The sequence below is a fragment of the Enterobacter sp. CFEC122 genome (assembly GCF_052983755.1).
In genome coordinates this window covers 1-25,547 of sequence record NZ_JBRIQR010000043.1, presented here as the reverse complement: position 1 = coordinate 25,547, position 25,547 = coordinate 1, and the positions used below count along the sequence as shown (strand labels likewise).

The 25,547-nt window shown below is 45.6% G+C and carries 25 protein-coding genes; 5 read left to right on the top strand and 20 right to left on the bottom strand.

Annotated elements, in window-relative coordinates:
- Window positions 1–115 precede the first annotated feature (115 nt).
- From ACVCAM_RS22150 to ACVCAM_RS22065, 18 genes are all read right to left on the bottom strand, one after another.
- Entirely contained in the window at window positions 116–565 is a 450-nt protein-coding gene (locus ACVCAM_RS22150) for a hypothetical protein (RefSeq protein ID WP_000182312.1), read from the bottom strand.
- 50 nt (window positions 566–615) lie between these two features.
- Window positions 616–1,407 carry a hypothetical protein gene (locus tag ACVCAM_RS22145; RefSeq protein ID WP_000774871.1) on the bottom strand — a complete coding sequence of 264 codons (792 nt, stop codon included), beginning with the start codon at window positions 1,405–1,407 and terminating at the stop codon, window positions 616–618.
- 229 nt (window positions 1,408–1,636) lie between these two features.
- A complete protein-coding gene (locus ACVCAM_RS22140) occupies window positions 1,637–1,894 on the bottom strand; it encodes a hypothetical protein (protein ID WP_001052325.1) in 258 nt (85 codons plus the stop codon).
- A gap of 65 nt (window positions 1,895–1,959) precedes the next feature.
- Window positions 1,960–2,286 carry a hypothetical protein gene (locus ACVCAM_RS22135; RefSeq protein ID WP_000556022.1) on the bottom strand — a complete coding sequence of 109 codons (327 nt, stop codon included), beginning with the start codon at window positions 2,284–2,286 and terminating at the stop codon, window positions 1,960–1,962.
- Between the two features lie 242 nt (window positions 2,287–2,528).
- Complete coding sequence (locus ACVCAM_RS22130; protein ID WP_000834113.1) at window positions 2,529–2,849, bottom strand: hypothetical protein; 321 nt, start codon at window positions 2,847–2,849, stop codon at window positions 2,529–2,531.
- Between the two features lie 294 nt (window positions 2,850–3,143).
- Window positions 3,144–4,394 (bottom strand): site-specific DNA-methyltransferase, encoded by a 1,251-nt coding sequence (locus tag ACVCAM_RS22125; protein ID WP_000104393.1) that lies wholly within the window; start codon window positions 4,392–4,394, stop codon window positions 3,144–3,146.
- Between the two features lie 170 nt (window positions 4,395–4,564).
- A complete protein-coding gene (locus ACVCAM_RS22120; RefSeq protein ID WP_000833775.1) occupies window positions 4,565–5,173 on the bottom strand; it encodes a hypothetical protein in 609 nt (202 codons plus the stop codon).
- Between the two features lie 155 nt (window positions 5,174–5,328).
- The gene (locus ACVCAM_RS22115) at window positions 5,329–5,586 is read right to left on the bottom strand and encodes a hypothetical protein (RefSeq protein WP_001290639.1); all 258 of its coding nucleotides are present in this window, start codon (window positions 5,584–5,586) and stop codon (window positions 5,329–5,331) included.
- Between the two features lie 64 nt (window positions 5,587–5,650).
- Window positions 5,651–6,079, bottom strand: coding sequence for a hypothetical protein (locus ACVCAM_RS22110; RefSeq protein ID WP_000069824.1), 429 nt, complete (start codon window positions 6,077–6,079; stop codon window positions 5,651–5,653).
- Between the two features lie 91 nt (window positions 6,080–6,170).
- A complete protein-coding gene (locus ACVCAM_RS22105; protein ID WP_000645320.1) occupies window positions 6,171–6,548 on the bottom strand; it encodes a hypothetical protein in 378 nt (125 codons plus the stop codon).
- A gap of 405 nt (window positions 6,549–6,953) precedes the next feature.
- The gene (locus ACVCAM_RS22100; protein WP_000339750.1) at window positions 6,954–8,099 is read right to left on the bottom strand and encodes a hypothetical protein; all 1,146 of its coding nucleotides are present in this window, start codon (window positions 8,097–8,099) and stop codon (window positions 6,954–6,956) included.
- Window positions 8,100–8,143: 44 nt separating this feature from the next.
- Window positions 8,144–8,440 carry a type II toxin-antitoxin system RelE/ParE family toxin gene (locus ACVCAM_RS22095; RefSeq protein ID WP_000581857.1) on the bottom strand — a complete coding sequence of 99 codons (297 nt, stop codon included), beginning with the start codon at window positions 8,438–8,440 and terminating at the stop codon, window positions 8,144–8,146.
- Between the two features lie 49 nt (window positions 8,441–8,489).
- Complete coding sequence (locus ACVCAM_RS22090; RefSeq protein ID WP_000170639.1) at window positions 8,490–8,960, bottom strand: hypothetical protein; 471 nt, start codon at window positions 8,958–8,960, stop codon at window positions 8,490–8,492.
- 433 nt (window positions 8,961–9,393) lie between these two features.
- A complete protein-coding gene (locus ACVCAM_RS22085; protein ID WP_000694551.1) occupies window positions 9,394–11,784 on the bottom strand; it encodes an Ig-like domain-containing protein in 2,391 nt (796 codons plus the stop codon).
- Window positions 11,785–12,186: 402 nt separating this feature from the next.
- Window positions 12,187–12,438 (bottom strand): hypothetical protein, encoded by a 252-nt coding sequence (locus tag ACVCAM_RS22080; RefSeq protein ID WP_000115760.1) that lies wholly within the window; start codon window positions 12,436–12,438, stop codon window positions 12,187–12,189.
- A 32-nt stretch (window positions 12,439–12,470) separates the two neighbouring features.
- Window positions 12,471–12,674 carry a hypothetical protein gene (locus tag ACVCAM_RS22075; RefSeq protein ID WP_012477421.1) on the bottom strand — a complete coding sequence of 68 codons (204 nt, stop codon included), beginning with the start codon at window positions 12,672–12,674 and terminating at the stop codon, window positions 12,471–12,473.
- 221 nt (window positions 12,675–12,895) lie between these two features.
- Window positions 12,896–13,327, bottom strand: coding sequence for a hypothetical protein (locus tag ACVCAM_RS22070; RefSeq protein ID WP_001251242.1), 432 nt, complete (start codon window positions 13,325–13,327; stop codon window positions 12,896–12,898).
- A 103-nt stretch (window positions 13,328–13,430) separates the two neighbouring features.
- Window positions 13,431–13,946 carry a hypothetical protein gene (locus ACVCAM_RS22065; RefSeq protein WP_012695482.1) on the bottom strand — a complete coding sequence of 172 codons (516 nt, stop codon included), beginning with the start codon at window positions 13,944–13,946 and terminating at the stop codon, window positions 13,431–13,433.
- Window positions 13,947–14,277: 331 nt separating this feature from the next.
- On the opposite strand from ACVCAM_RS22065, the gene ACVCAM_RS22060 reads away from it, so the two are divergent.
- From ACVCAM_RS22060 to ACVCAM_RS22040, 5 genes are all read left to right on the top strand, one after another.
- The gene (locus ACVCAM_RS22060; RefSeq protein ID WP_000277498.1) at window positions 14,278–15,042 is read left to right on the top strand and encodes a hypothetical protein; all 765 of its coding nucleotides are present in this window, start codon (window positions 14,278–14,280) and stop codon (window positions 15,040–15,042) included.
- 80 nt (window positions 15,043–15,122) lie between these two features.
- Entirely contained in the window at window positions 15,123–15,884 is a 762-nt protein-coding gene (locus ACVCAM_RS22055) for a methyltransferase (RefSeq protein ID WP_001167418.1), read from the top strand.
- Window positions 15,885–15,977: 93 nt separating this feature from the next.
- Complete coding sequence (locus ACVCAM_RS22050) at window positions 15,978–16,241, top strand: hypothetical protein (RefSeq protein ID WP_000149862.1); 264 nt, start codon at window positions 15,978–15,980, stop codon at window positions 16,239–16,241.
- A gap of 43 nt (window positions 16,242–16,284) precedes the next feature.
- Entirely contained in the window at window positions 16,285–16,872 is a 588-nt protein-coding gene (locus ACVCAM_RS22045) for a hypothetical protein (RefSeq protein ID WP_000491820.1), read from the top strand.
- 464 nt (window positions 16,873–17,336) lie between these two features.
- Window positions 17,337–19,757, top strand: a complete 2,421-nt coding sequence (locus ACVCAM_RS22040) for an Ig-like domain-containing protein (RefSeq protein ID WP_000681217.1) — start codon at window positions 17,337–17,339, stop codon at window positions 19,755–19,757.
- A gap of 2,077 nt (window positions 19,758–21,834) precedes the next feature.
- On the opposite strand, the gene repHI2 is transcribed toward ACVCAM_RS22040, so the two are convergent.
- Both repHI2 and ACVCAM_RS22030 read right to left on the bottom strand, forming a co-directional pair.
- Window positions 21,835–22,923, bottom strand: coding sequence for an IncHI-type plasmid replication initiator protein RepHI2 (gene repHI2, locus ACVCAM_RS22035; protein WP_000159528.1), 1,089 nt, complete (start codon window positions 22,921–22,923; stop codon window positions 21,835–21,837).
- Between the two features lie 1,107 nt (window positions 22,924–24,030).
- Window positions 24,031–25,547 (bottom strand): Ig-like domain-containing protein (locus ACVCAM_RS22030; protein ID WP_447093669.1); only part of this gene is annotated, 1,517 nt, incomplete at its 5' end.

Here is a 25,547-nt window from a genome sequence, read left to right as displayed (position 1 = left end):
TTAAAATAACTACAGCGCAACCATTTAGCGAAATTATATTAAATCAAAATCACGCGGATTTAATGTCAATATATATAAAAATAATCCATTGTAATTTAATCACCCGGCACAGCTATTAGTTATAGGTTGGCGGCGTAATAAATGCCGTATTATTTGTTTTCAACTCAGACAGCGGAATAAAAGGAGTGTTAAGAGTCATGTCATCACCACAATGGCGTGGTAGAGCTGAAAGCTGAAATGAATCTTTCATCACCCTAATAACCGGGCATTCCGTACGTGCTGATGGCATTACTTCCCGCAGCATCGCTTCCTGCTTTATGCTGTCGCTATGCTTATATTCATCCATGTCTTTTATTTCTTGAATTTCATCTTCACCACAAAATGACCAGTTAGCGTCATAGAAGTAAAACTCAGTTAAATGAAGATCGTTTTCTTTCACGTATGCCGCCAATTTGCGGATACGCTGTTCAAGCATTGTATCTATCCGTAAGGAAACACTCTGCGGAACGTCACTTGCAAATTCATTGATACAATCAACGGTAGAAACTATGAATTTATTGGTCATGGCAGGCTCCAGGCCACCGGGGAAACCGGTGGCTACGGTAATTGGCAGGCTTAAGCGCCGCAAAGGGTGTCAAGGGAAGGGAGAAGCTTGCTCAGCTTGTCGTAATCGAGCGGAGACAGTTCTGTAACGAGTTCGACCGAAAGACTAGTGTTGTCTTCTTCACACAGAATATAGATTCCGTCTTCTGGCTCTTTTCCGGCACATGCCTTCAGTCGTTTGTTAACGACCTCCTGGGCTGAATCCGCTACGTCGCAGCTCAGGACATAGCTTGCCACATAGCTGCTCTCACCGTGGTAATGCGTCACTTTACACAGAGCATACTGGATACCGGCTTTGTGAGCCTCATTCATGAGACGAGAAAACTGACAGCCATCCTGGTAATAGTGGGTATCCTTTGTGACCAGAATAGTCATACCCCCAAATTCATCTGTCCGGCTTTTACTGCATGTAAATGCAGCAGTAATTGTTACCATTTCCGAGAGGTCGAATACCGACAGCACGGCAGTTGTGAGGCAAATTGCATGGTCAAGATCAATGGTCTCTCCATGAAAAACTGCCAGCCCACTGCTGGTAACTTCTGTTGCGAACAACAGTTCATAATTGCAGTCTGGGCAGGATGGTTGCCCAAAGCTCGGCTCAGAAGGGTCATACTCAGGGTGGTTCTCGATAATACTGAGGATCAGCTTCTCAGTCAGAGAACAATCTGTCAGTGGCTTATCAAGCAAACGCTCACCTTCTGCAATTTCTGCTTCGGTAACGAATGTGATTGCTTCTTGTGCCATTTTTGCCTGCTCCTGAGTGCAGGGAATAATAAACGACGCCTGAGTATAATTATCTGCCACAGTTGACTCCTTGATTATTTAATTAATGTATTTGATGAGAAGATCATAACAAATACACTAATACCAACTAATAACCTGAAGGCGTTTTTTTAGAAAAAATATTAAGAAGAAGAATATGAACACTACCTCATCTTAAATTAATATCATTCAGGATTAATATTCATTTTTGCAAATAAAAACCGCCAGACGGCGGCTTTTATAAAGAGGGAAATATCATTGGAAGTTGAAATTACTTCACGGCAGGCCGACAAATTACGCGACTGCTGTGAGCTGAAGCGAAACTTGTAGAGGAAACTATAATCACCTTTTCTAAGTCGTCGGCACTGTCAGCAATATGATGCCGGAAAGCCTCCTCTGCATCACCAGGGGAGTCGGCTTCGACCAGGTAGGCCTGATCATCATCATCAAACATAATGCGCCCGGAAATGAGATAAAGTCGGCTCAAATCTGGCGTTGCTGCGCTCGTGCTTCGTTCGTTCAGATTCATTTTTTCTCCGTCTGTTGCTCGTAAAAAGAATGACGCCGGTTTAAAAGGCGTCGCCAGGGTTCGGGCTAAAACGCAGGGTTGCCATCGAGGAAGCTCATTGGCTGGCCAATAGCGGATGCCACCCTGAGAATTTCACCTGGTGTGGCATAACGCAGCATTTCAGAGCGTCCAAATTTCTGATACTCATCTACTGACATCTTTCTCCACTCTGGGTGAGGATCTTTTCCGCACAGTGACCAGTTGCTTTCAGAGGAATCACGACGGAGAACGTACACATCAAGCGAGGCTGTAAGCCCACTTCCATATCCCCGCTGCGCTACAATACGAACCTGAGAACCATCGTCGCGTTGCAACGTCTGGGTTAATTTCGTGATAGGATCCTGAGAATGCATGCCATTTACCTCGTTTTCAAAAGATTTACCGTAAGTAAATGATACCGAATCGAGAATTCTGGCTAATAGGTCAGAAGAAAAAATAATGAATATTTTTGAAGTGTAGGATAATGATTAGAATAAAATGGCCTGAATAAATCGCTAGCGGTTAAATCCGCTTATTTCAGAGAAGCTCTGATTTAGTAGTTAGGGAAAACGATGCGGTGAAAAGTAACTTTTACACCGCAATTCAGAAAAAAGTTTCAATTAGTCACATTACGAATAACCCGGCTTACTTTCGCATGTGCGTTCCCCTGGATGTTAAAGTAAAGCCCCTCAGGCAGACTCGTCGCCCACTTAACTCCTCGCTCAGCCATACGCTTCGGTGTTTCCAGCCAACCACGAGGAATATTGCCCGTAACGTCACCGATAACCCGTGAAATGCATGCTGCTACCCGGATGCCGCCGGGAATATCGCATTCGGATTCAACAATATGCATAACCTCAAATAAAGCACCATGCCGCTGGACATGATCGCCAATGTGCAACTCGATAGGAGAAACCATTTCTGTATCTGACTTCATATCTGTCCACCTTTAATTTAGAAACCGTCTAAATTACCAATATAGTTAATGTACCGGATGTTAATTCAACAAGTTCTGTATCACAACCATCAGTTTTTTTTGTTGGGTCTATATCGGAGAAACAAGTGAATATTGAATACACTCGTTAATACAGACAACCGGAAATGAATGGCACCCTAATTATCTCTGCGGCGTATGCTAAGCCGTTAATATTGTCATTTTATGGTAGAAACAATGCAAAATGAATAAACCGCTTGTCGCTTCAAACCACTTTATCAAAACCGTTAACTTGCATTAAGCCCGATACAGTTCGGCGAGCTCGTCCAGCATGGGGTTACTCTTATATCCCGGTGCGGCCGTAAAAAGGTTTCGGGAAATCGCCAGCCATTCCATGATTTTGTCCGTCGCCAGCCAACGTCTGCCAAGTCGCTCGGCTGCGATGGGAACTTTATGCAGGCCAGCGAAGGGATCTACAACAAGATCTCCCGGCTCTGTCAAAAACTCAATCAGAAACGCTGCAAGCCTGGTAGGAGACGTTGCACCATGCAGCGGAAAACCTAGCTCGCGGGCAATGGAATGGCAAAATCTCGTATCAGCGCAGCTATTGCCGTAAAACAAAGTATTTTTGGGGATCGTTCCTTCTGTTTTATTTCCAAAGGATCCGCTTTTAAGCTGGTACGCCCCATCACCATAAAAGGTCGTGCGATTTTCACCGCCTGCTGCCTGCAATTTAAGATGCTGCTCTGAATGCGGTTGCAGTACACGTAAGTTGTTTGAACGAACCTTACTCGCATCATTGGTAAACCACAGCACAGGCTCATACGATGAGCAGAGCTGCACTCGTTGCTTACATGCCCAGTGCGTTGGCGATGGGGGCTTACTGCGATTCACCCACTGAAGCCTGTCCATGAGCTCAAGCCCCAGCTTGTCACATAATGCCAGTGTCAGACGCTCCAGATACAGAGAACGTGAAGGCCTGCCCCTATTAAAGCTATCTTGAGTGATATTCAATGCCACACTTGCGCCGGGTACAAGCTGTTTCACGATCGGTTCGAGGATACGCAGAAGCCAGTCAATATAAACCTGCTCGCCACGCCCCCCGCCATGCCCGTAGTCTCTTGAATTTCGAAGGAGGTAAGGCGGCGAGGTCAGGCAAAGATGAATTTGCTCTGTGATATTGCTGAAGAAGGCATAGGCGTTTCCAAAAACCGATGCCCCAAGAGAAGTTGAGAAACCGACAACACAGAGCTTTTCCCATGACTCGTGTAGGTTTGTTTTCGTCTTAGAGGAGTATCTCCAGACGCCCCGTTTTTCTGGAACGCGTTCGATGACTCCGGCCTGCCGAAGAGTCTGCTGAAACCAGCGTACTTTGTGTTTGACGCCGCTGGTTCTGGTTTTATCTGACCCAAATTCTTTCAGTTCGTGCAATTCGGCATCCGACATGCCAGTTTCACGCTGCACTTCGCGATAAAGCTCGTCGTTGCTCAACGGCAATTCGGAGGCTGCGTAGATCCGTGCAATTAAATCCGTAGAAATCGTGCTCATCAGCCATCCTTAATGGAGATGCAGTTTAAATATCGGCCTGATGGTTGGAAGGGGGATTACTAAATCAAACCGATCTGTTTATTTATAGGCTTTGTCAGGTCATGCAGCACAGCTGGGCATGCGCAAAGAGACCCAGTCTTCTTTAGCGGAGACACCTTCAAAAGTTGTACTCAATCAGCCCCAAGATTTTGAAACTCAATGTGCTTTTGCTCACACTCCTCCCTGCCCCACGAGCCCTGCCATTCACAGATGTCCCGGTACTTAATTTCCAGCTTATCCATCTGTGAGAGGTTAGCTGTTGCGAAGTCTGGCCATATGTCGTGCCAGCATGCGTTGTACGTGACGCCTGCTGGTGGGCAATACATCATTGCATCAGCATGGATAATTTCAACGCGAGGATCGTTTGCAAACGAGGCCGCAACGAGGTTAATAACGTCCTGTTCTTTTTCAATTACTGTTACATGGGTTACATCTTCTTTTTGAAGAATGGCGTGAAGCACCATCCCCAGACCAAGACCATTAATGAGCACGCGCCCGGTGGCTCGCTCTAAAAAATCCTGGCAGGTTCTGATCTCCATCGGGGTATTGGACATCACCACATCCCAGCCGTTGGACAAACGCCGATATCTACCGGGCGGGATAAACTCGTCTGTATTACCTGTATACTCGGCACGAAGGGCGAGGCTCATCGCCTTATCTGCGGTAATTTCGAATGTGTCCAGTTTCCAGGTTCCGGACGTGCCGTCTTTAACGGGTAAATCAGAAAAGCAGCTCTTCATCAAGGCAACCAAAATTCCAGTAATGTTGTTACGCTGAACCTATCACAAACCTGCTCTTAATACAGTTATCAGGAGTGACAGCGATCTTTGAGGAATCGTTTAAATCACGGGCATCCTGTAGCGGACGCCCGATATTTAATCAAATGTCGCAGGTGTTAAAGGAAGCGTTGCAAAGTTGCAACGTCTTCTGGAGCAACCTCCACGCAGCTCCTGACACTGTAGTGATTTTCGCCGTTGTAGTCGTAAACCCCACCGTCTTCAAAACTCAGCTGTTCAAGCTCGCCATGGCACTCTGAAATGAGTGCCGTCTGGCAAGCATTTTTCTCACAATCGCTGACGAGTAACCGAACATAGCTATTCTCATGGTCGCCGTTTCGGTTCTGGATTTTAACGATAAAGTGTTTTTCAGACATTTGTGCCTCCAGCACAGTTTGAGGTTAATTTAGCGTTGCCCCGGCTCACCGGGGCAAGAATAAATCAACCCTTAATGAAACTGTGCCCCCAGGTGTTAGGCTTAAATGCCTGCTCTTTGATATATGTTTTCATTACCTTGCAGGTTTTTTTCAGGGCTTTGGTATTGGCATCGGTTACTGAGATAAAATGGCGAGAATAACGGTTTTCCCGGTATTGCTTATCAGCGTTTGGGTCAATTGCTTCGCTTTGCAGGAGTCCTTCGTGCCTGCCAATTACTATTACGTAGTTCATTTCACCTGAAACACGATCCGTGAGTAATTGAATGGAAATATCAGTCGCTCGCGTGGCCTGGCTAGCAGAAATTTTTGCATGTAAGAAAGCTCCCTTTCGAAAGTTGGCCGGAGTCAAACCTGTAATATCCTCGGTGCTAAAATTAAGTGAAGATAGAGTTGAAAATAAATCACAGCTAATGACTTCAGTATTATTAGACATAACCCGGCTCCGCTCATATTCATGTTAAGGTAATTATATCAGGTTGATAGCATTACCTAATAACTTGGTGGCAAAAAGTTGTGGTTTTTGATTAACTAAAATTGATGTTCTCAATACTGCTCAAGAATTCTTTCTTTACACCCGGAGTAAAAGGTATACGTTCAATGTATTTATAAAGCGTCGCAAAGGTTTTGGTTTCAATGTTTCGTGAAATAACATCATCAATCGGGTCTTCGAACATATTAATAAAAACATCAATATGCTGCTCTCCGCTTTCTGAAGCTAAAGAGAGAATACAGACCACTTCAATGTAGCGGTTATCCTGCTCTGCAATGAACAACCAGTGCCCTTCGTTAAAGGCTGGTGCAGCACTGAAGCGTTTTACAACAATTTCTGAAAGAGCATATCCTGCCTGATCCAACAGATTAATAAAGTTGAGTTGAGTTGAAACCACGTCTAACGCTTTCATAAAACCTCCTTTTCATCTGTACTTATTATACTGTTACCCATCCCCCCAGCTAATAACCTCCCAGCAAACTTTCAAAAAAAATACCACCTTTAATTAGAATTGAACACATCCTTTTTAAATAACAAAAAGGATTATGAAACCCACAATGTTTGTGATGTGCCACCAAGGAAAAGTAACTTTTATGTGCTCATAAATCTTATTTCGTATTCACTTTCCTTTGTCTTTCGGTCGTAGATTATCAGGGGAAGCATAAGAAGAATATGTGAGGTTTAAGCAAATGCGGTGATCGGGCATTATAATTTGGTGAGGCTATTATAAGTGGATAAAGATAGTCGTAGGTATAGGATCAGGTTAAATTGCATTTTCCCGGTTGCCTTCCCTGGCCTACCGGTTTCAGCTCAGATACTAAGACCAGCGGTAATACTTAAAATATTCCTCATTTGCAGCTATAAACTCCCTCAAACCGTTCATTAATCCCTTCTCAAACGCTGTCACGATAAACCGGTAACCGTCCAGTGTTTCAATGTAGTAAATACCGCCTGGTGTAATTCCAACATGCAACACCTCGGCTGTCATCATAAACTGGCCTTCCGGAAAATCATGCGAAAGGTAAATGAAACCAGTAGTGGCCGATGCGGGTGTGGCATTCACTAAGACCCCGTTAAACTGCTGCCCGTGCCTCGCCGGTACAAGCTCACTTCCCCTGGTTGACTTATCAAGCAGCCTCTTAACATCTTTTTCTTCTTTTAACGAGGTATAGACCCGCACATCACTGTCATCACCTGGGCGAGAGCCGGTGCCAACATGAGCAAGACGACGGTAAGCACTGCGCATATTAACGTGGCAGGATGCCCCTGCTCTACCCTGAAGCCTTACGCCAAAGTCTTCGCAAAGTAACAAAATCTGACGTAGCTGGTTTTCATGCACGGACGCTGAGAGTGAAAGATTGAAACAGGAAAAGGTCAGTTCTAAAACCTTTTCGCGTTTGTCATTGAAATGAGCTTCCAGCCTGATGACTGGCTTTTCCGACATTGCAAAAGCTTTGTCCGTTACTCTGTACCGGCATTCATCTCCGAAACATTCTTTAACAACGCTGGCTATGACCGTGTCGTGTTCTCCATCTTCCGGAGCTGGCACAAAGATTTCAAATTGTGCCGGTGTATCCGGCTCAAGCAGAACGGGATAGAGACGCGGAGAATTAAGCAAAGCGCATTCAGAATTAATGAGCTTAACCCAGGCGCTTTTGTCGTCCGGATCCTTAAGCTGCTGTCCAAGGTTATCGCAAAAGTCAACTATCTGACGGGTATGCTCATCCGTGACTGCACAGATCAGGTTAAGACCATGCGTGGCCATACGCAGTTCCCGGGTTCGGGACTGGGAATTGATCGACCAGGGGTTAAGTGAAAGCGAAATAGGGCTTATGGAAGGGACGACCGTCTCATTCTGCAAATCTGTAAGCTGGCAGTTCGCAGTAGGCTTCGGGGAAAGGGTACTAAATATGTAACTTGCCTGTTGTTTAGTACTGGCCTGGATATAAAACATCGCGTCCATGCTTGTATCCCGGGATGAAATTGAAAATAGCTTCATTTTTAACCTTAATGGATGAGCGATTTATAGTCATGTGCAGACAAATGAACATTATGTGCGCCATCATTCCATTCAAAGAATAATCGATACTTAGAGTTTACTCGAATGGAGGAATAACGGTTTGACGTCATTCTTAAGCGTTCATAACGCAAGCTGTTGGATAATAACTCCCGCTCACTCTGGACATTATCCAGCGTTTCAAGTCGACACAGAATTGCGTTAATAATTTCAGAAGGAATACCTGCCGTTGTTTTTCCATTACGGAAGAACTTTTCAAGCCGTCTGTCTTTAAATGAATGGATCATAGTTCCTCCGTAATAATTGACCTTAAAATTAAATTAAAAGGGCTTTGAATTAATGAATACCTAAAATGCGGGCGGCAACTGCCAGCTGCTTATCACTTAACTGACGCTGGTGGGTTAAAGAAGACTTAAGGCTTTCCAGAAAATTATTACTACTGGATTGTTGGGTGATTGCATCAACCATTTTTTGATGAGACCTGCACCATGCTGTGAACGCAGAACTGTGGGCGCTTTCAGTCCTTAAACGCTCGTCTTGCAGGGATGCTGACACTTTGCGGGCAGCTTGCGCATTAATGCGGTACAGCGCATTCAGCGTGTAAGCAGTACGGGTCGTTTCGAGGCTGTAACCCGTGGCTTTACAAGCCATACAGCGACTTCTATAAAAATGCTTACGCTCTCCCCGCCCATTGCATTTATCGCAAACAATACGAAAAGTATATTCCGCAGTACCTTTTACAGAATCAACACAGCGGATTTTTGCGCTGGAGATTTCAATTCCACTGCGATCATAATATTTGGTCATAATGTGATTCCTCCGGTTAGTTCTGGAGTAATCATGACAGAATGAATCTACTGGCTAATAACCTGAGAGTAAATATTTTAAAAAAACATTGAGAGAGGGTCTGCAAATTTATACACGAAGGATTCAAATATAATTTGTTTAAAAAATTAAGAGCATTCTGAAGTAAAATTGCATCAAAAAGCATTCATGGATAAATCATGTACTGGTGCCAGCGATTTAAACGAGGACATTGTTCCGGTGTAATTACACAGTTTAGCATCATAGATTATAACCAAAAGGAAGGAGTCCTTCCCGTCTCGGGAATATTACTTTCCCGTTTGCAGTTTAAGAGACACTTAATGAGAAAGTAATAATTAAGTCATGCTCAACTCTACATTTTACATTGAGGATGGCGTAACAGGGTACGGCATACTACCGTACCCTTGTGTAGGGTTTATGTTTGAGGGAATTCTATAGCAAATGTGGCCGTGCCAGATTGACCACTTACAGCGGGAGTAACGGGATATGTGCGCTCTTCACCATTACCAAGATCCAGTGACAGCGATTTAGTTTCACCAGGCTGGACCGTAACTCCGGCAACCGTAACGCCGAACTGGGCGTTTTTCTGAACAGTCAGGGTTCCGTTTAACTGTCCGGTAATGATAGAACCGTCCTGACGACGCAACACACTGGTTCGGATGATGGCCAGCGGCGTGTTGTCCGTTGCTTTCAGTGCTACGGCTGTGGCCAGCGTCTTGAGATTATCCAGCATAATCAGGTTAGCTGGCTGGTAGGTAAAATTAAGCGTTTTAGTGGTCCGGTTACCTGATTCGTCAATAGCCAGAGCCTCCAGATGATACATCTGTCCCGATTCGTCAGTATTGGGGAAGATTCTGGGGTATTCAGGAATAAAGACATCCTTGGATAGCGGCGTGAATGCAAGGGTGACCTTTTCAGAGTTAGGTCCACCAGCGAGCTGAAGCGATATCAGGGAAGCATCCCCAGAGGCATCAGTAACGCTTATGCGTAGGTTCTCAAGCCCTTTAACCAGTTTTCCTTCTGCGTCTGCGCCATTAAAGCTGAACGCAATAACCGGAAGCGTTGAGTCAATTTTCAGCGGTGCATTAAGCGTTTTGGTTCCTGTGTTTCCAACAAGATCCGTGGCAGACACGCTAACAACCGTATAATCCCCGTCCGGTAGACCAGCGTATGAGAAAGTGGCGTTTTTGGTTTTATAATCGCTTTCACTGACAGTCACAGGCTTCAGGGTGAAAGTTTCCCCCCGGGCATTTTTAAGGGTGGCTTCGAAAACTTTGGTATCCCAGTAGCTGATGTTCCAGGCGTTGACGCGATCATTATCGGTGGCCGTCATAGTGATTGTCTTGGAGGCCTTGTTTACCTGAGCGACATTAACCACCGGTGGGTTGTTATCCCAGATAACCGTAAAATTACCAGCAAGCGCATCGAATATGCTGTCACCATCTTTTCCCGAGTAAAGATGCAGATACTCAAATCCTTTGTCACTGGTGTAGTTGAAGTTAACCGTCATCTCGCATGAACTTTGTCCGACAGGAATAGTGCAGAACCAGGCTGCATTTTTTACCGTTCTGAACTTTTGCACGTATGGTCGGGGTTCTGCGGTTACCTTTATGCGGCTAATGGTGGCGGTTTTAACGCTGATTGAGGCCTGAGTTAACCACTCACTGGTATCACTCCGGTACATCTCTTTAGCCACTATCTTCGGGGCTATTTCCATCGCCGGGGCTGGAGTGAAGTTGAGGGAGTTATGATGAATTCGTCTTACTCCTCCCGCCAGAGTCTGAAATTCATGATAAGTATCCCCCACATTTGGATATATGTATTTGAAAGTATAGATATTATAAGTGCTATCGGACGTCTGGAAATTCGAGTCCGCCCAGCCATATTTGGAACCGTTAACAGCAGTAAAGTCACTTTTCTTCCTTAATACCCGTACGGAAATAGGGTTCTGGAAGACGGTCATGCCAGACTGATAGGAGACCCATGATCCGGTAGTGGCGTCCTGCACCTGGATGATATCGTCAGGCTTAACCCGATCAATTACGCTTCGGCGGCTTAGTTCGCTCCTGTTTCCCGCTTTGTCATAAAGGTAGATCCCCACTTTATATTCAGAGCGGTTTTCCGGTGCCAGGGCATTGCTGCTTGCGTCGGCGACTTGAACGGTTACGCTACCTTCCACTGTATTAATTTCCGCTGGCTTTTTACGCTCCACTCCAGCGGCATCGGTTATGAAATATTCAGCATTAGCAAGCCCGGAACCTTTATCACTCAGTCCATTAAAGACCAGTGCCTGGACGCTGGCGTACTGCATACCGGCTGGTACTGAAGTGAAGATCGCTTCGCTGCCAAAGTTCCACCCATTTCTCGTATAACTTATGGTACCCGTTGCCGGAGGCGTTCGGTCAATTGCAAGCGGGTAATCCTGCCGGGAGACCTCCTTCCCTTGCAAGTCGGTAATCACCTCTCTGAGGGTGAAGCTATCTTCTCCCATCGCTGGTACGGTCAGAGTCTTGCCGTAATAATCAAAGCCTGTCGAAGATGTGGTACGGTCATCAACGGTAACCAGGCTGCTTTTCGTGCTCCAGATGAGGCTCCCGTCACTTTTCAGCAGACTGAGCGTAATATAACGGTCCAGACCGGAAATAACGGCAACGTCAAAGCTCGTTACCGGATTAATCCATACGGATGCAGGCGATACGGTCTTTTTAACGTTCAGGGTATCTTTAAAGCTGAATTCTGCGATTTCAGCGGAAGCTCCTGCGCTGAAACCTGCAAATGCAATAAGCAGGGCTAGTTTGATTTTCATGGGTTGTCTCCTGATCAGGTTCCCCATGATACTTTTTCAGTGTTCGTGATCTTTTCGGGAAAATAGCTATTTTTGATGTTTTTCTTTTCTGCCCGGCGGGACTTTTTTTGTTTACGTGAATGCAACAAAACCAGAAAAGTTACTTTTTGATAGGGTAAAATTAGGTTTCCCTAATTTCCAGAAGCAAGCGAAAGCAGAACTAGCTTAATAGCCATTAAGAACGCCATACCTATTGATAAATAACGCTCCTTACATTTAATGATTTGAGCATTTAAAAATGAATTAGCGAAAGAATTTTGGTTTGCTTTTTATTGCATGAGTAAAACAGTATTAATAATCCGGAGCCATTAGAACGTACTCTAAAGACTCCGGTATACAGATATCTTGCCAGTAAAAATGGCCTTACTCCTCATCATCCCCCAGCGCTTTTTTGATGGCGCGGCGGCGGGCTGCATCACCTACACGATATCCGACTGAATATACGTCATTCAACCGGCGCAGAATAAGATTTATTTCCTCATCCTGAATGTAGGCAGGTAAACACAGAACCACGTCGCCATCTTCATCATAGACTCGAACAACTTCCTTCTGCCCATCTCGCTCGCGAATAATCTGGACATGCTGAACCCTGGTGTATTCTGGGTTTACGCTCATTTTAAGTATCTCTCTGTAATTGTTGTTACCAGTTAGCTATAAGCCGGATAATTCTGGTATTCAGTGTTCTGCACAGCAATCGCCTGCTCGTGGATCATTGACACTGCCAGGCGGGCTTTAACTCGCTTGCTGGTGAGAAAACGCTTCACTTCTTTAAGTTCGCTGCCAGCCGACAGCATATTGAAGACATGCTGTTTGAGACTGTTGTTATTTTTGGCCACTTGTTTCTCCATCATCTTTGTACATGGTTATTTCAGGCTGGCCTGCCAGATCACACACGTTATCCATATGCTTTTGGACCCAGTCTGTTAGACCCAGACCTTCGGCCTTTGCCTGATTGACGTAACGCAGTTTACGTTCAGGGGTAACCCGCATCTGTAGTTGTGCCGTCGCTGGAACCGCCTCTTTCAGGGCGTTAAGGCCCCTCTGATCACGGGCCTGAATTGATGGTTTACCGCTAGGCATCTGATGTATCGCTCTCCCGGCGAGCGGTGGACAGCTCTATTTCTTTTGCGATAGCTTTATCTATGGCATCCAGCTGCATGGCAAACTTGATTTCAAGCGAACAGCGTAATGCCTTCAGGGCGCGTTCTTTGGTGCTGTATTGTGGTATGCCGTTCTGGCTACCATTCATGCCTCGCATGCGGCGGGAGGTTGCATCGACAACCTCTCCCTCTTCCCGTGTGCCGTGAACCGTAGTTCCGCTCCATGTCGGATAAACAGTGCCAGTGGCGGTGTTGAAGCTCCAGCCGTTTTGGTATTCCCCCGAGACCTCTGGTACGGGCATATCGCGTTCAACGCCATAGTCAGACCAGCGTAAAGCGCGGTTTATTCTGGCCTGTGCCACCAGCTCATCATACGCGGCTTGTTCTTTTTTATTCATCGCCATTTAGGGCAATCTCCTTAGAGGGGAATTAGGTGTTATATCGGTACGTAAGTGCTTTTCAGGCCTAATCTCTGACAAGGCCTGATGTGCCAGACTGCCGTTGCATTCACCGTTTTATGGCGGTTGACAGAGCCTCATTAAGAGCCGCAATTAGCTCAGGCGAAGTCGGCTCCAGATTTTTGGAAGCGTTCAGCAGCTCCTGAAGTGAAGAGATTTCCTTTGGCTCCACCTGGTTTGTTTCAGGTGCCGTTTTTTGCACTTCATCCAGTGTACGCTGTGCACCGTTATCCAGCACCAGCACCCCCCCGGCACGAATTTCTGAAATGGTGCGCAACGTATACATCAATTTATCCCAGACACGGCTACCAACCTCGAACCCGGAATCAGCTACTTTTTCTTCATTATGCTTTTGAAAAATTTCTTCTAACCAAGTGGTGAAGCGCTTTCCAAAAGTATTGGCGGCTAAAGAAGTGCAGGAATAAACCTGTTCGACCTGTTTTGTTCCATTTTTATCAGTGAATGTAATGAGACCGATTCGGCCACTGTTAACAGTGTAAAAGCGAGGTTGAAAGCCAGCTTTGAGAAGGTTTTCAATAGCTGAAAAAAAATCTTTTTTGAGCATCGGTTTCAAAATGGTTTTCCTTTTATGCCCGGTGCCGCCGGGGCGGTGGCGTTAAATATACGCCATGTAAGTAAATTAATTTATACCCATTTGATTGTCAATACAAACAAAAAAACAAACCATGTTTATTATTTTATCAACGATGCTATTTTAAAGTCCGTCTAAAATAAAAAACCAAAAAGTTAAATTTGAAGCCGTCCTTCCTAAATTCATTTCTTGCGCATATTAGCACCCTGCTTTAAGTAAATAATTTTTGAAAAAGTTGTCTGGAGGTTATTAGCTCGTGCATCTGGATTGGTAATATAAAGCCAACACAGAAAAGGAAAACAAAATGTATAAATTAGTATCTCCTCGTGAACTGACTGAGATTATTACCGGTTTACTGCTTAAACCTGAACTCCTTGGTGAGCTGGACTCACCAGAAAAGCATCGGATGTTTATGGCAGATTTAGGCCGCGTGGTGGCCGAACATTGTGGAGGTCTGGTAAACAGCGTCGTCTTGCCAGGAACAGAAGTTACAGTGTCGGATGGGTTACCGCTTAATGGCCAGCCGGTACGTTATCTCGGAATCAAAGAGAACATCCCTCACCTCCTTGTAGAGCCTGATGCTTCCTTACCTTCGCTCGCTAAAAACGTCTGGATGTATGCAGATCCTGAAGGCTGGAAAGAACATTTTGGAGCTGAGGAAGACTGCCTTACTCCTGAAATGATGCAGCTGTTCCGTAAAGGTATCCAGGCTCTTCAGAAAGAGCATGACACCCCTGAAATTAGCCTCACACTTCAGGACTGGCGCCTGGAGGAGGAAACACTGCCAGAAGAGGACAGTCAGGCCTATCAGGTCAGCGTTACCGGCCAACATAACATCCACTGTGAAGTTGTTAACAAGGAAGGTAACCCCTGTTTTGGTGTCATGTTCGAAATCGATCAGGGTGTGCCTGCCTTACACATCAACACCGGCGGGGATATGTTGCTCCACATTCATTGCGCCCATAACGGACTCGTTCTGACCCCTGATGCAAGCGGTCAGCGATTTGATAAGGCTCCCGTTGACCGCTTCTCTTATAACAGCCCATCCCTGCTGTTGTCTGCCGACTAACCAAGGCCAAATCTGAATTGTCCCGTTTAAGTAACCAACCCGCTGCCGCCAGGCGGGTAAATCCTCTTAATGGAGTTTTAATGCAAATCTCAACTGAAGTTCTGAACGTCTTATCTCGCTGCCGTGCTGAAGGGAACTTTCTTTTCCTGGCCGACCAGCTCGACCGCAGCATTTATGTTAAGACAAACAAAGTGCTCGAAGCCGCCGGTGGCAAATGGAACCGAAAAGAGCAGGCACATATTTTTACGGCGGATGCAGCTGAGCGTATCGAGCAAATCATTCTGACAGGTTCGGTTGACATCCCACGAGATCTGTTCAATTTCTTCCCTACACCTGAGAATTTAGTCACAGATATGGTTCTACGCGCTGAACCAGCTGCCGGGGAGCGTGTACTGGAGCCAGAGTTTGGTGATGGCCGCATTCTGAAAGCCTTAAAACTGGCGGCTCCGGATGCATTGATTACCGGGATCGAATTGAACGATGAGCGATTCCTTGCAGTGAAGAACGATAGTGTCCTTAGCACAGGAGTCGAGCTGGTGCATACCGACTTTCTTGGGTACCAGCCCGATGAAACTTTTGATGTTATCGTTATGAATCCACCATTCCTTAAACGCTCTGACGTTAAACAAGTCATGCATGCCATCGCAATGCTCGCTAAGCGAGGTCGCTTACAGGCCATTCTGTCAGCTGGGGTATTGTTCCGGGAAGACACACTGACAAAAGCGCTCAGGGAGCGAGTCAAACAACTTGGCGGACAAATTTCGCCTCTTCCGGATGATACATTTAGGGAGTCCGGAACAAAGGTCAAAACAGCCCGCCTTGAAATTGATCTTCGCCGCTAACTGACAAGCAACCGGAAAGAAATCTTAATACGAGTAGCCGGTTAAAGTTACCTGACCGGCTTAACTGACTAAATCAATAAAGAGTGAACAGAAATGACGCATACTGCCGTTTCTCAGGCTAATAGTGCTTTGCAGCTACCCACGGTGGAGCATGTCTACGCTCTTCTGAAAGCAAATTGTAAACCTGACCGCTTTGACGGGCGTGACGGACCCGTGTGGGGCCAGGAATACTCGTGGAATCTGGCAAAAGATCGCTTACAGGATCTGGAGAAATACGGTAAGGCATATGTCTCCCGTCATGAAGACCGTATGGGGGAAGGATTTAGTTTTGGTCCTGACCTGTTAATTATTCGCTAACGCTCCTAATGCCTGATGATATGGTAAGCACAACTGGAAAAATATGTTTTCAAAGCCTATGACCACTTTCACACCAGAACGTATTGAACAAATTTTGGAATTTGCCGAGGGTAGTAACCCAAGCGAAGCAATGAGTCTCAGAGCTGACGAAGTTGCTGTACTGGCACGTATTGGAAAGGCAGTTATGTCGATTGCGCCTGTTTATCAGTGCGAGTTTTGCCACCATGACGCAACCGGGCAACTTCAGTGGCACTGGGAAGATGTGAACAAAGCTTTTTATGATAAATACGATCCAGACAGACGCGGAAGACGTCGAATCCTCTATACCGCCCCGCCGATGCCTTTAGTTTCGGCTGACCTGCTTAACATGGCTTCATCTGCTATTGAAGACTTGCTCACTAACAAAGACAGAAGTGGTGCGGGAATGTGGAATGACATTCCAGAACAGCTACGACGCGCAGCAGAACTGGTAATGGATAATAGCCGGGCCGCTGAAACAGAAGCGATGCTGATGCGTCTTTATGTAGAATGTGACACAGGTGAGCGCAGGGGCAACGGCACTCAATCTGGCGTAGCAATGCCTTCTTGGCAAACCGTTGAAGAGGCACGTGTGTTGCTAGGGGTGAAATGATGCAGTTCTCGCCAGGGCAGTTTGTAATTCACAACAAGAAGCGCCTTGCGGAACGAAGGTAGACGTACTGACTGAGGTTCACTCCCCTCTCGACTGGTGGCGTAATGCCGCCAGGTTTTGATTCATATATGCCGTCCGTTAACGCATTTATATCTGACATACCTAATTTATCCTGATTCTTTTTTACACAAAGTAAAAGCATCACTTAATGCGATATGTGGATGCCGATAGTTTCAGGCTAATGTTATAAGTTTTGCAATCGTTGCCAGTTTGGACACCACAGAAATGTCAGATGTAATTCCAAAAAGAAAGATTTCCGTCCTGAACGCACAATAAGGTTTGTCGAAAGGCAAATTATAGATTTGTAATTTCGAGCACCATATGGAGAAGTTTTTTATACTTTTACGAACATAGTGACCTTTAGGAAAAGCTTAAAATAACACCAAACCTAAAGGGGAATAAGAATGAAACATCTCGCTTTTATTACTGCTGTAGCCGGACTCGGTATGTCTGTTCAGGCCCCAGCTCAGATATATGAATCGGCCTTTAAAGACACGAACGGTATTGAGATCCACGCCCCGTCTTCTCGTCTTATGCTTAATCCGGCATCACCGGTAACTTTGACACTTATTTCAGGTCTTGATCGTTTCGTTAATGTCAAAGTCACGAAAGACACTGGAACTGTCATTCTTAATACTACGACTACACGGACGGGTGTATCAGACCGACTAACAGCTGCTGACGGTAGTGAGTTCTACGGCAAAAAAGTAACTTTGCCTGCTTTGGGTGAAGGCAAATTTGTCGTTCAGATAAACGTGTTAGATCTCAATCAGAAGCCTGTAGCGACCTATAACTATAACTGGCTAATTGATGTCACCCCTCCAGCGGCAAATGCTCTTACCGCTAATACTGGTTCTGGCTCTACCGCTGGTGACGTGTGGAAGCTTGGATTAGAGGCAACGGGGCAGTATGACTTCACCTCTTCGGGCGTAAGTGATGCAAATGGTATTGATAAGGGCCTAATATATATTTACAGGCAGGACGGTAGCCTCTACAGCACTACACAGATGCAGTATGACGTATCCGGCCAAAAGATGTACCACACTTACTCTAAGAATTCAGTTAAGGGAACCGGAATACCAGACAGCAACCTGGATGAAGACTTTACTGCAAAAGTTGTTATCTTCGATAACGCAGGTAATAGCCGAACGCTGCCAACTCAAAAATTTCGCTACGACAACACGCTGGGTGAGATGACACTGTGGGCCGTTCATGATCCAAATACGTCTTCCAGCGTCGTACCCGGGGTTTCTAATTATCCGGCTTACAAAGCCGGTATGGTCGTTAACGAAAACCCTATTCGATTAGTCTACCGGATCCCAAAATCTAACTACCGTGCTTATTCAGAAGGTGGGCTTCAGTTCATCAATCAATATTCCGCCCCCAAAGAGATAGCTGTAGACAGCACTTATGCTTATGTTGAAATGACTCTTCCCTATGGCTCAATTAATGGGGATATGGCTCGTATGGCGAACTTTGGCCAGTGGGGAGGGTATTATCCGTCATACAGCCTCGTTCTAAACCCATCTGCAAACCAAACGCCTGCATTTGCGGGTACCTGGGTAGATTTCCTCGATGATAAGGGGAACTGGGTTAAGTGGAAGGATTTTGAGAGTGTGGCTTCATCACGACTGCCAATTAAAATTTCCCGACTTCGTTTTAACGTTGAAGCCCGGCCCTTTGCACAAGAGATCGGCGGTAAGGCGACCTGCACCATTCCGGCAGGAAAAACCTCGTGTGAAGCGCCTGAGACGTTTGATATGGCCTTGGGTACCCAGGGCTACAATAGGATCCTTTACTTCGTTCGCAGCATCAGCAATCCCATTTTGCGGTCTGAGCAATGGATTATGACACGCTGGAACAATAAACAACTGCCGGTAATAAACTCGATATCATATGACGAGACTAACAAGCAGCTGGATGTACTGGCGTCACTTGAAGGCGATGGTAACTGGTTCGACTCGGTCTCATTGAGGGAATTTTATCTTTCCGATAAGAACACCGGTACCCGGATGTCACCCACAGGCGTAATCAAATCTCGTATCTCAGGTAACTACACGATTGCTTATGATTTATCCCGTCAGTCTGAAGGAAAATACAACGTTGAGGTCAACATCAGGGACTTCTTCCAGAACCAGACCAATAAAACTTTCGGAGAAATTGCTCTGGATAACACTCCTCCGACAGTGGCCATAACATTCGACGGAAAGCCGGTAAAAGACGATACGGTAGTGTACGGCCTGGAGAACCTCAGGATCGCTCTGGCAGATAATCTGACAACCCCGAGGATAACCCGTCTTCAGCTCGTAGGTGGCCCCACAGCTGATAACGTTGAGCTTACGTGGTCACCGGCAGGCAAAGATACATACATGCCTGAGTATCCGAGGCTGTTCCCAAATTTCGAACCATCTGAAAATTATTCAATTAGCGTAACAGTTGCCGATAGTCAGTCGAATACCAAAACCTATACTCAGAAGTTCAGTTATCTACCGAATAACCTTGTGCAGTTACATAATCTACGCACATTATCGGTCAGTTCGCCTCTCAAAACGACAGATGGCGTACCCCTTGCGTACCTGTCCACTAACGTTCTGCGTAAGACAAATGGAGAAATTGCTAAAGGGGTCCAGAACGCAACGCTGACTGTGCGGAAGGATGCAGCCTTCGGTATTAAATTTAACGGGGCACAGGCGGCTCCAGGTGAGTCAGTTGAGGTGCAAATAGATATGGGCCAGGGGGATAATCTTCTGTTACCCGTTTATCCTTCCGAAAATGGGAAAGTTGGCACCTCAGAATTCATGATTCAGATCGACGAGTTGAAGTAACTACCCGGAGCCGACAGTAAAACTGACGGCTTCAATTTTACTGCCCTCCTTGACTCCGATCAGCCAGTACGTCTTCAGAGATTCGCAAGGAAGAACCGAAAGAAAAGTTACTTTAATCGTACGTTTCCAGCGATGCTTTTAAAAGACAATGCACACTCGTTGATTACGACAATGGGAGTGAGTGTCGAAACCCTTGAGTAAGGATACCCGGTAAATATACAGCCCCGGGGATCCTCTTCCTTCAACCGGGGATGACAACGGTAGTGAGTCCGGCAACTCACTCCCGTTGTCACTTCTCTGACATATCGTCATACGAGCTTACTCAAGTGCATCCACAAAGATGGGATCGTTTTGAATCTAAACTGGTACTGGTTAGCCAGTCACTTGCATCTATTCCCCCGTCGATACTTAAGTGACAATTGTAGTGATCTGCAATACTGGTGTCTCAGAAACACTGACGACGGTAGAGACTCAATACCCTAACCCCTGACAACAGGAGTGAGCTTAGAGGTGTTACGCTGCTGTCACTTAATGCTTGGGAATTGCCTGACTCACAACCATTGTCATCCGGAGCTACTGATTAACGTTGAACCGCTGGACTTTAATGACAGTGGTAGTGATGGATAGGCTCATTTCCATTGTCGTCATTTTATCGGACAAGCCTCTTCGTCCTACAGGTTTAAGCTGACAATGGTAGTGATTGGATGATCTCACTACTGTTGTCACTCAGTTCTTTGAGCGGACCCTTCCCTCGGTTGGTCGGCATTAACAACGGTAGTGACTCGATTGGCTCACTGCCATTGTCATCGTGTAAATGACGTACCTTATCAGCTCAGCTGAAAGCAATGACAACGGAAGTGACTCTAATTGCTCACTGCCATTGTCGTCGTGTCTATTGAGAGCCTTATCAGTGCACCTGAAAAGCAATGACAACGGTAGTGATTCTAATGGCTCACTACCGTTGTCACCGTGTGTATTGAGAGGATGGTCCACTTAACTGGACGTCTATGACAATGGTAGTGACTTTAATAGCTCACTACCATTGTCGGCGTGTGAATTGAGAGGATGATCAGCTCAGCTGTACGGCCATGACAATAGTAATGACTTAATGAGCTCACTACCGTTGTCACCCTGTTAATTAAGAGGCTCATCTGCTCTTCTGGAAGGCTATGACAACGGAAGTGACTTGCTGGGCTCAGTGCCATTGTCGCCGTATGAATTGAGAGGATCATCCGCTCTTCTGGATGGCAATGACAACGGTAATGACTTAATAGGCTCACTACCGTTGTCATCCTGTAAGTTAAGAGGTTGATCTGCTCAACGGGACGACTATGACAACGGTAGTGACTTGCTGGGCTCACTACCATTGTCACCCTGTGAATTGAGAGGTAGATCCGCTTAACCAGACGTCCATGACAACGGTAGTGACTTTCTGGGCTCAATACCGTTGTCACCCTGTGATTTAAGAGGTTGACCCGCTCTACTGGACGGCCATGACAACGGTAGTCACTTTCTGGGCTCACTACCGTTGTCGCCACATAGAATGAGAGGAGCATCAGCTCAGCTGAACGGCAATGACTACAGTAATGAGCTGGATGAAGCATAACCATTGACATCTGGCCCAACCGGAAGCCGTATTCGCCAATCCAATCGAGATTCACAATGGCCGTGACTCGCCGCATTAAGTTCCGGTGTCCTCCCAAAGCTGAACGCACACTCGGAGGACAATGACAATGCCAGTAAGGTACACATCATTACCATTGTCACTATAGCTACCAGAGAAGCCGGGATTTGAATGTCGATGGTAGTGAGTGGGTCAACTCACTGCCATTGTCACCCCGTTACGATATTTTCCGTTGGATGTACTGGCCAATGAAGTAAAGCGTAGAAACCGGGTGTTAACAGGTGACTCAGGAGAAAGCGTTGAATTCGCAATCTCGATCTACATAGGGTGGTAGAGAACAATGACAACGGTAATGACTTTTGACTCATTACCGTTGACGTGAAAGAGCGGGCTGGGACTAACGAAAATCGAAGAAGTAATTTAGCACCCGGAGCCTGAACCGCCGGGTTAACTTTAGCTGGCGTTGCTGTTCTTTTTCTGGCTTCGAAGACTACGAATATAGCGCAGTTCTTCAGCGGTTAAATCATGGACGGTAAGAACATCATCGCCGTCTATCGGGTCAGCTGGTGGGCATAACTCACCTTCTAAAACAGAAGACCCTGAGTTCTCTTCTTCATCTTCAACCACTTCTAAAGGAGGCTGAGTATTGTTCAAATTCAGATCGGGATCCCGCTTATGAATCTGGAAGTATACTTTTCCGTCTTTCTTAATTTCGGTGTACTGGAGGTATCCTATCGATGCCAACTCTTCAAGAGCCTTTCTCACGGTAGCATTCTGACTATTTGCTCGTGTTTTGAGGTTCAGACGATTTTTCAGCCGAGTAAGGGATATCGGTATAGGATTTGGCGGTAATGACTCTATGAACGTATAGAGAGCCTGGGCGCTTTCCTTCTTGGCCAACTCCTTAATTGCCTTCAGCTGCATCAAAACCTTATGATCGTATTGATAGAGCTCGAAAATCTTAGGATCAACCTGAAGGACAACCTGATCTGATTCCGGGTCTAACAGGGCAGACTGTACCAGATGCGTTGTATAGACTTTGGACGAGTTATTACTGGTGAACGACAAGGTAACGGATGCTAACCTGCGTAAGGAGGCGTCTATACGTTTTCTGGACGCTGTAGATGAGCGATAATTTTCAGGCGTACATAGCTTGAGGAATTCAGTGAATTTTAAGCTTATCGTGTCATTGTTAATCGGATGATTGGCATAGGTTCGAATGATGCCCATCCACGTCTTAAAATCTACTGACATATCAAGACGCTCACCGACAATTGAAATATTGGTGAACCCCTCGCTCTCCATTAAAGAGAGCGTCTGTAACTCTTTCGTTGCGTCAAAGCCAACCGTTTTATATTCCCGATTTTGACGCCCCACACTCTTTGGTGATGGGACGAACAGCCCGAGCCGCATCAAAGCAATAGACTGCACCGTACGGTTGCTGTTAGGACGCAAAATGATGTCTTTACCTGATTCTTTCTCTCTAACAGAGAAAGCCCTGGTGACCAGGTCCTGCTGCTCAGTATCTTTCTCTTTAGTCATAATAAGTTATCACTGAATGTGTAAACAGATTGGTGAATAGTAAGCCCCAGCGAACTCTATGTCACTGGATGGATCATTGTGATGATCCATATCTGTGCATAAGTTCTACCTAAAAAAACGACTCCACTCATTAAAACTTGGCAAAAACTCTTTGCATACAATGACCTGCAACTCTTATCAACAACGGATCAGATCAAGTTAAAAAGATCTAATGAAAAGTCACTACTATTGTCGCTCTGATCACTACTGATGTCAAAAAACTCATTACCAACGTTATAATAATCACTACCAATGTCAAAATAATCACTACTGTTGTCACTGATCACGTCTCAGGCCTTGTGCCGTCTGGCCTGGAGGCAGCGGGGATCTCTTTTGATCTATCAGGAACACTAAGGTACTAATTATTGGAACTACCTTGTGGAAAATGGGGATAAATAAATGCTTAGTTCTTATACAGGTCTCAACTTGCCTCCCTGATAAAAACTGTCGTCAAAGCTAAATCACAGCCACAGGCATTTTCGGTGGATAAATTTTTGAGAAATAGAAGCATACATGCAGACTCGTGTCGCAAGTAATTGAAAGTAATAATTTATTTAAATAATGCGAGTCACCTTACCTTACAGTGGAAGTTTAAGTCTAACCTCACTACCATTGTCACTTAAAATCATTACCAACGTCGAAATAGTCTCTACCATTGTCTTTTAAGTCACTCCCGTTGTCACTTATGTCGCTACTGTTGTCAGTGACAATGCTCCAGCCCAGTAACCATGCGGCCTACAGCGTACCGGGATCTTCTTTGTACTCTCTGGCACCTTTGGGATCATTTATTGGATCTACATGAGGGATAAAATCTTTTGACGATTTCGTAGTGCAGTTATACCAGCGACTTAGCAAGACAAAAGCTGCAATTTAGTGACGAGTTACTAGTCTGCCCAACAAGAGCAATGCAGAGAAGATATGTGGTGAAATGACCATGGTAGTGAGTCTAATCACTACCATGGTCCGCAGTAAGCGTTACTTACGCAATGAACGTCGGACTGATTTGCAACAACATGGGCTACGGCGCATCAGAAGACGGCCGTTGTGCTTCAGCAAAACAGCCCTGCTTTATTTTAATTCTTCAATGTTAATCATGAACTCAGATCTGCCTGTAAGGCCGGATACAGCAGGGAAAATAGGAAAGCTACGGCTGTCCCCGAGCCCCAAATCCAGTTGAAGCTCTTTGCTTTCACCTGGCATCGCAGAAACACCATTTACAGTCACGCCGAATGCAGCGTCCTTACGGACAGTAAGCACTGCGTCCTGAAGCCCTGTAGCGATTGAACCATCCTTTTTACGCAGCTGGCTGGCATACAGAACAGCCAGAGGAGTATTGTCAGATGTTTTGAGAGAAGCATTGACAGCTAAGGTTTTCAGATTCTCTAGCCTGACGAGATTGTTTGGAAGGTAGTTAAATTCGACTGAGCTTTCTTTAACGTTGTTCATCTCATCTTTGGCCTGAACTGTGAGAGTGTATGTTTCGCCTTCATTAAGAGACGGAAAGATCTTGGGATAATTAGGTGCATACAGGTTGTTTCCCAGATTCACCCAAGACAATTCCACCGCATCAGAAACAGGGCCACCGCGAAGAGTCATACGGCTTAAGGATGGTTTAGTTAGAGCATCGGTGAGCTGTATACGGACGTTCTCCAGCCCATATACTGTTACGTTTTTGCTGATCGGTTTTCCTTCGTAGCTAATACTTACAGATGGTGCTGTATTATCAACGACAACAGTTTGATAAGGGAGGTTACCGGTATTGTTGAATGTATCTTGGGCATTAATTACCACGTTATAACTGCCTTCTGGTACCTCTTTCATGTTGAACTCATACGTGTAGTTCCCAGACGCCATATTTCTACCTGTTTGTTTGCCGGTTACGCTTATTTCTGCGTTGTTACGGTTTTTATCTGACAACCAAACTCGATTTACATAAACATGGTCGAAATATGAACCATCTCCAGGTTGATTCACGTAAACCTGGAGAATGTTGGTGGTTTCAATGTAATCAAATCCAGTGACGGAGGGACCCAGTGTATGCCAGGCTATATTCTCCCATATAGGGGCAAAGAAGGTTGCTTCGGTGGTTGACCTTACTTCATAGCCACTATGAAGATAGCCGGTAGTGCCATTTATAATATCCTGGGGCAAAGAGACGGTACAGGTTGTTGAGCCAGCTGGAATACTGCATGTTGCTCCGCCAGTGATTTTTTGATCATATGGCCTAGCCTGTACATTGAACCGGATATTAGTAAGTTTTATAGGCATATCAGATGCCTTGAACAGGTTCCAGTTTACGCTGTTGAACCATGTTCCATCAGCCTTTTGTCGTTCTATGGGTGAACTTCCCCAAGCCGGACTCTTTACAGAGGCAGGATCCCAGTTGAGCCAGCTGGCATACTGACCAAGATCTCCTCCAGACCATTGATATGTATTCACAGGTCTATAGTAGTTTCCATCTAAGGCACCCTGTGGCAGCTTAACTTCCACGTAGACATAGGTGGCATCTTCGGAAAGGACCTGTACTCCGCCATAGTTATTGGTAATGCTCATGCCACCATTTCGATATGGCTTCCAGTTAGTTC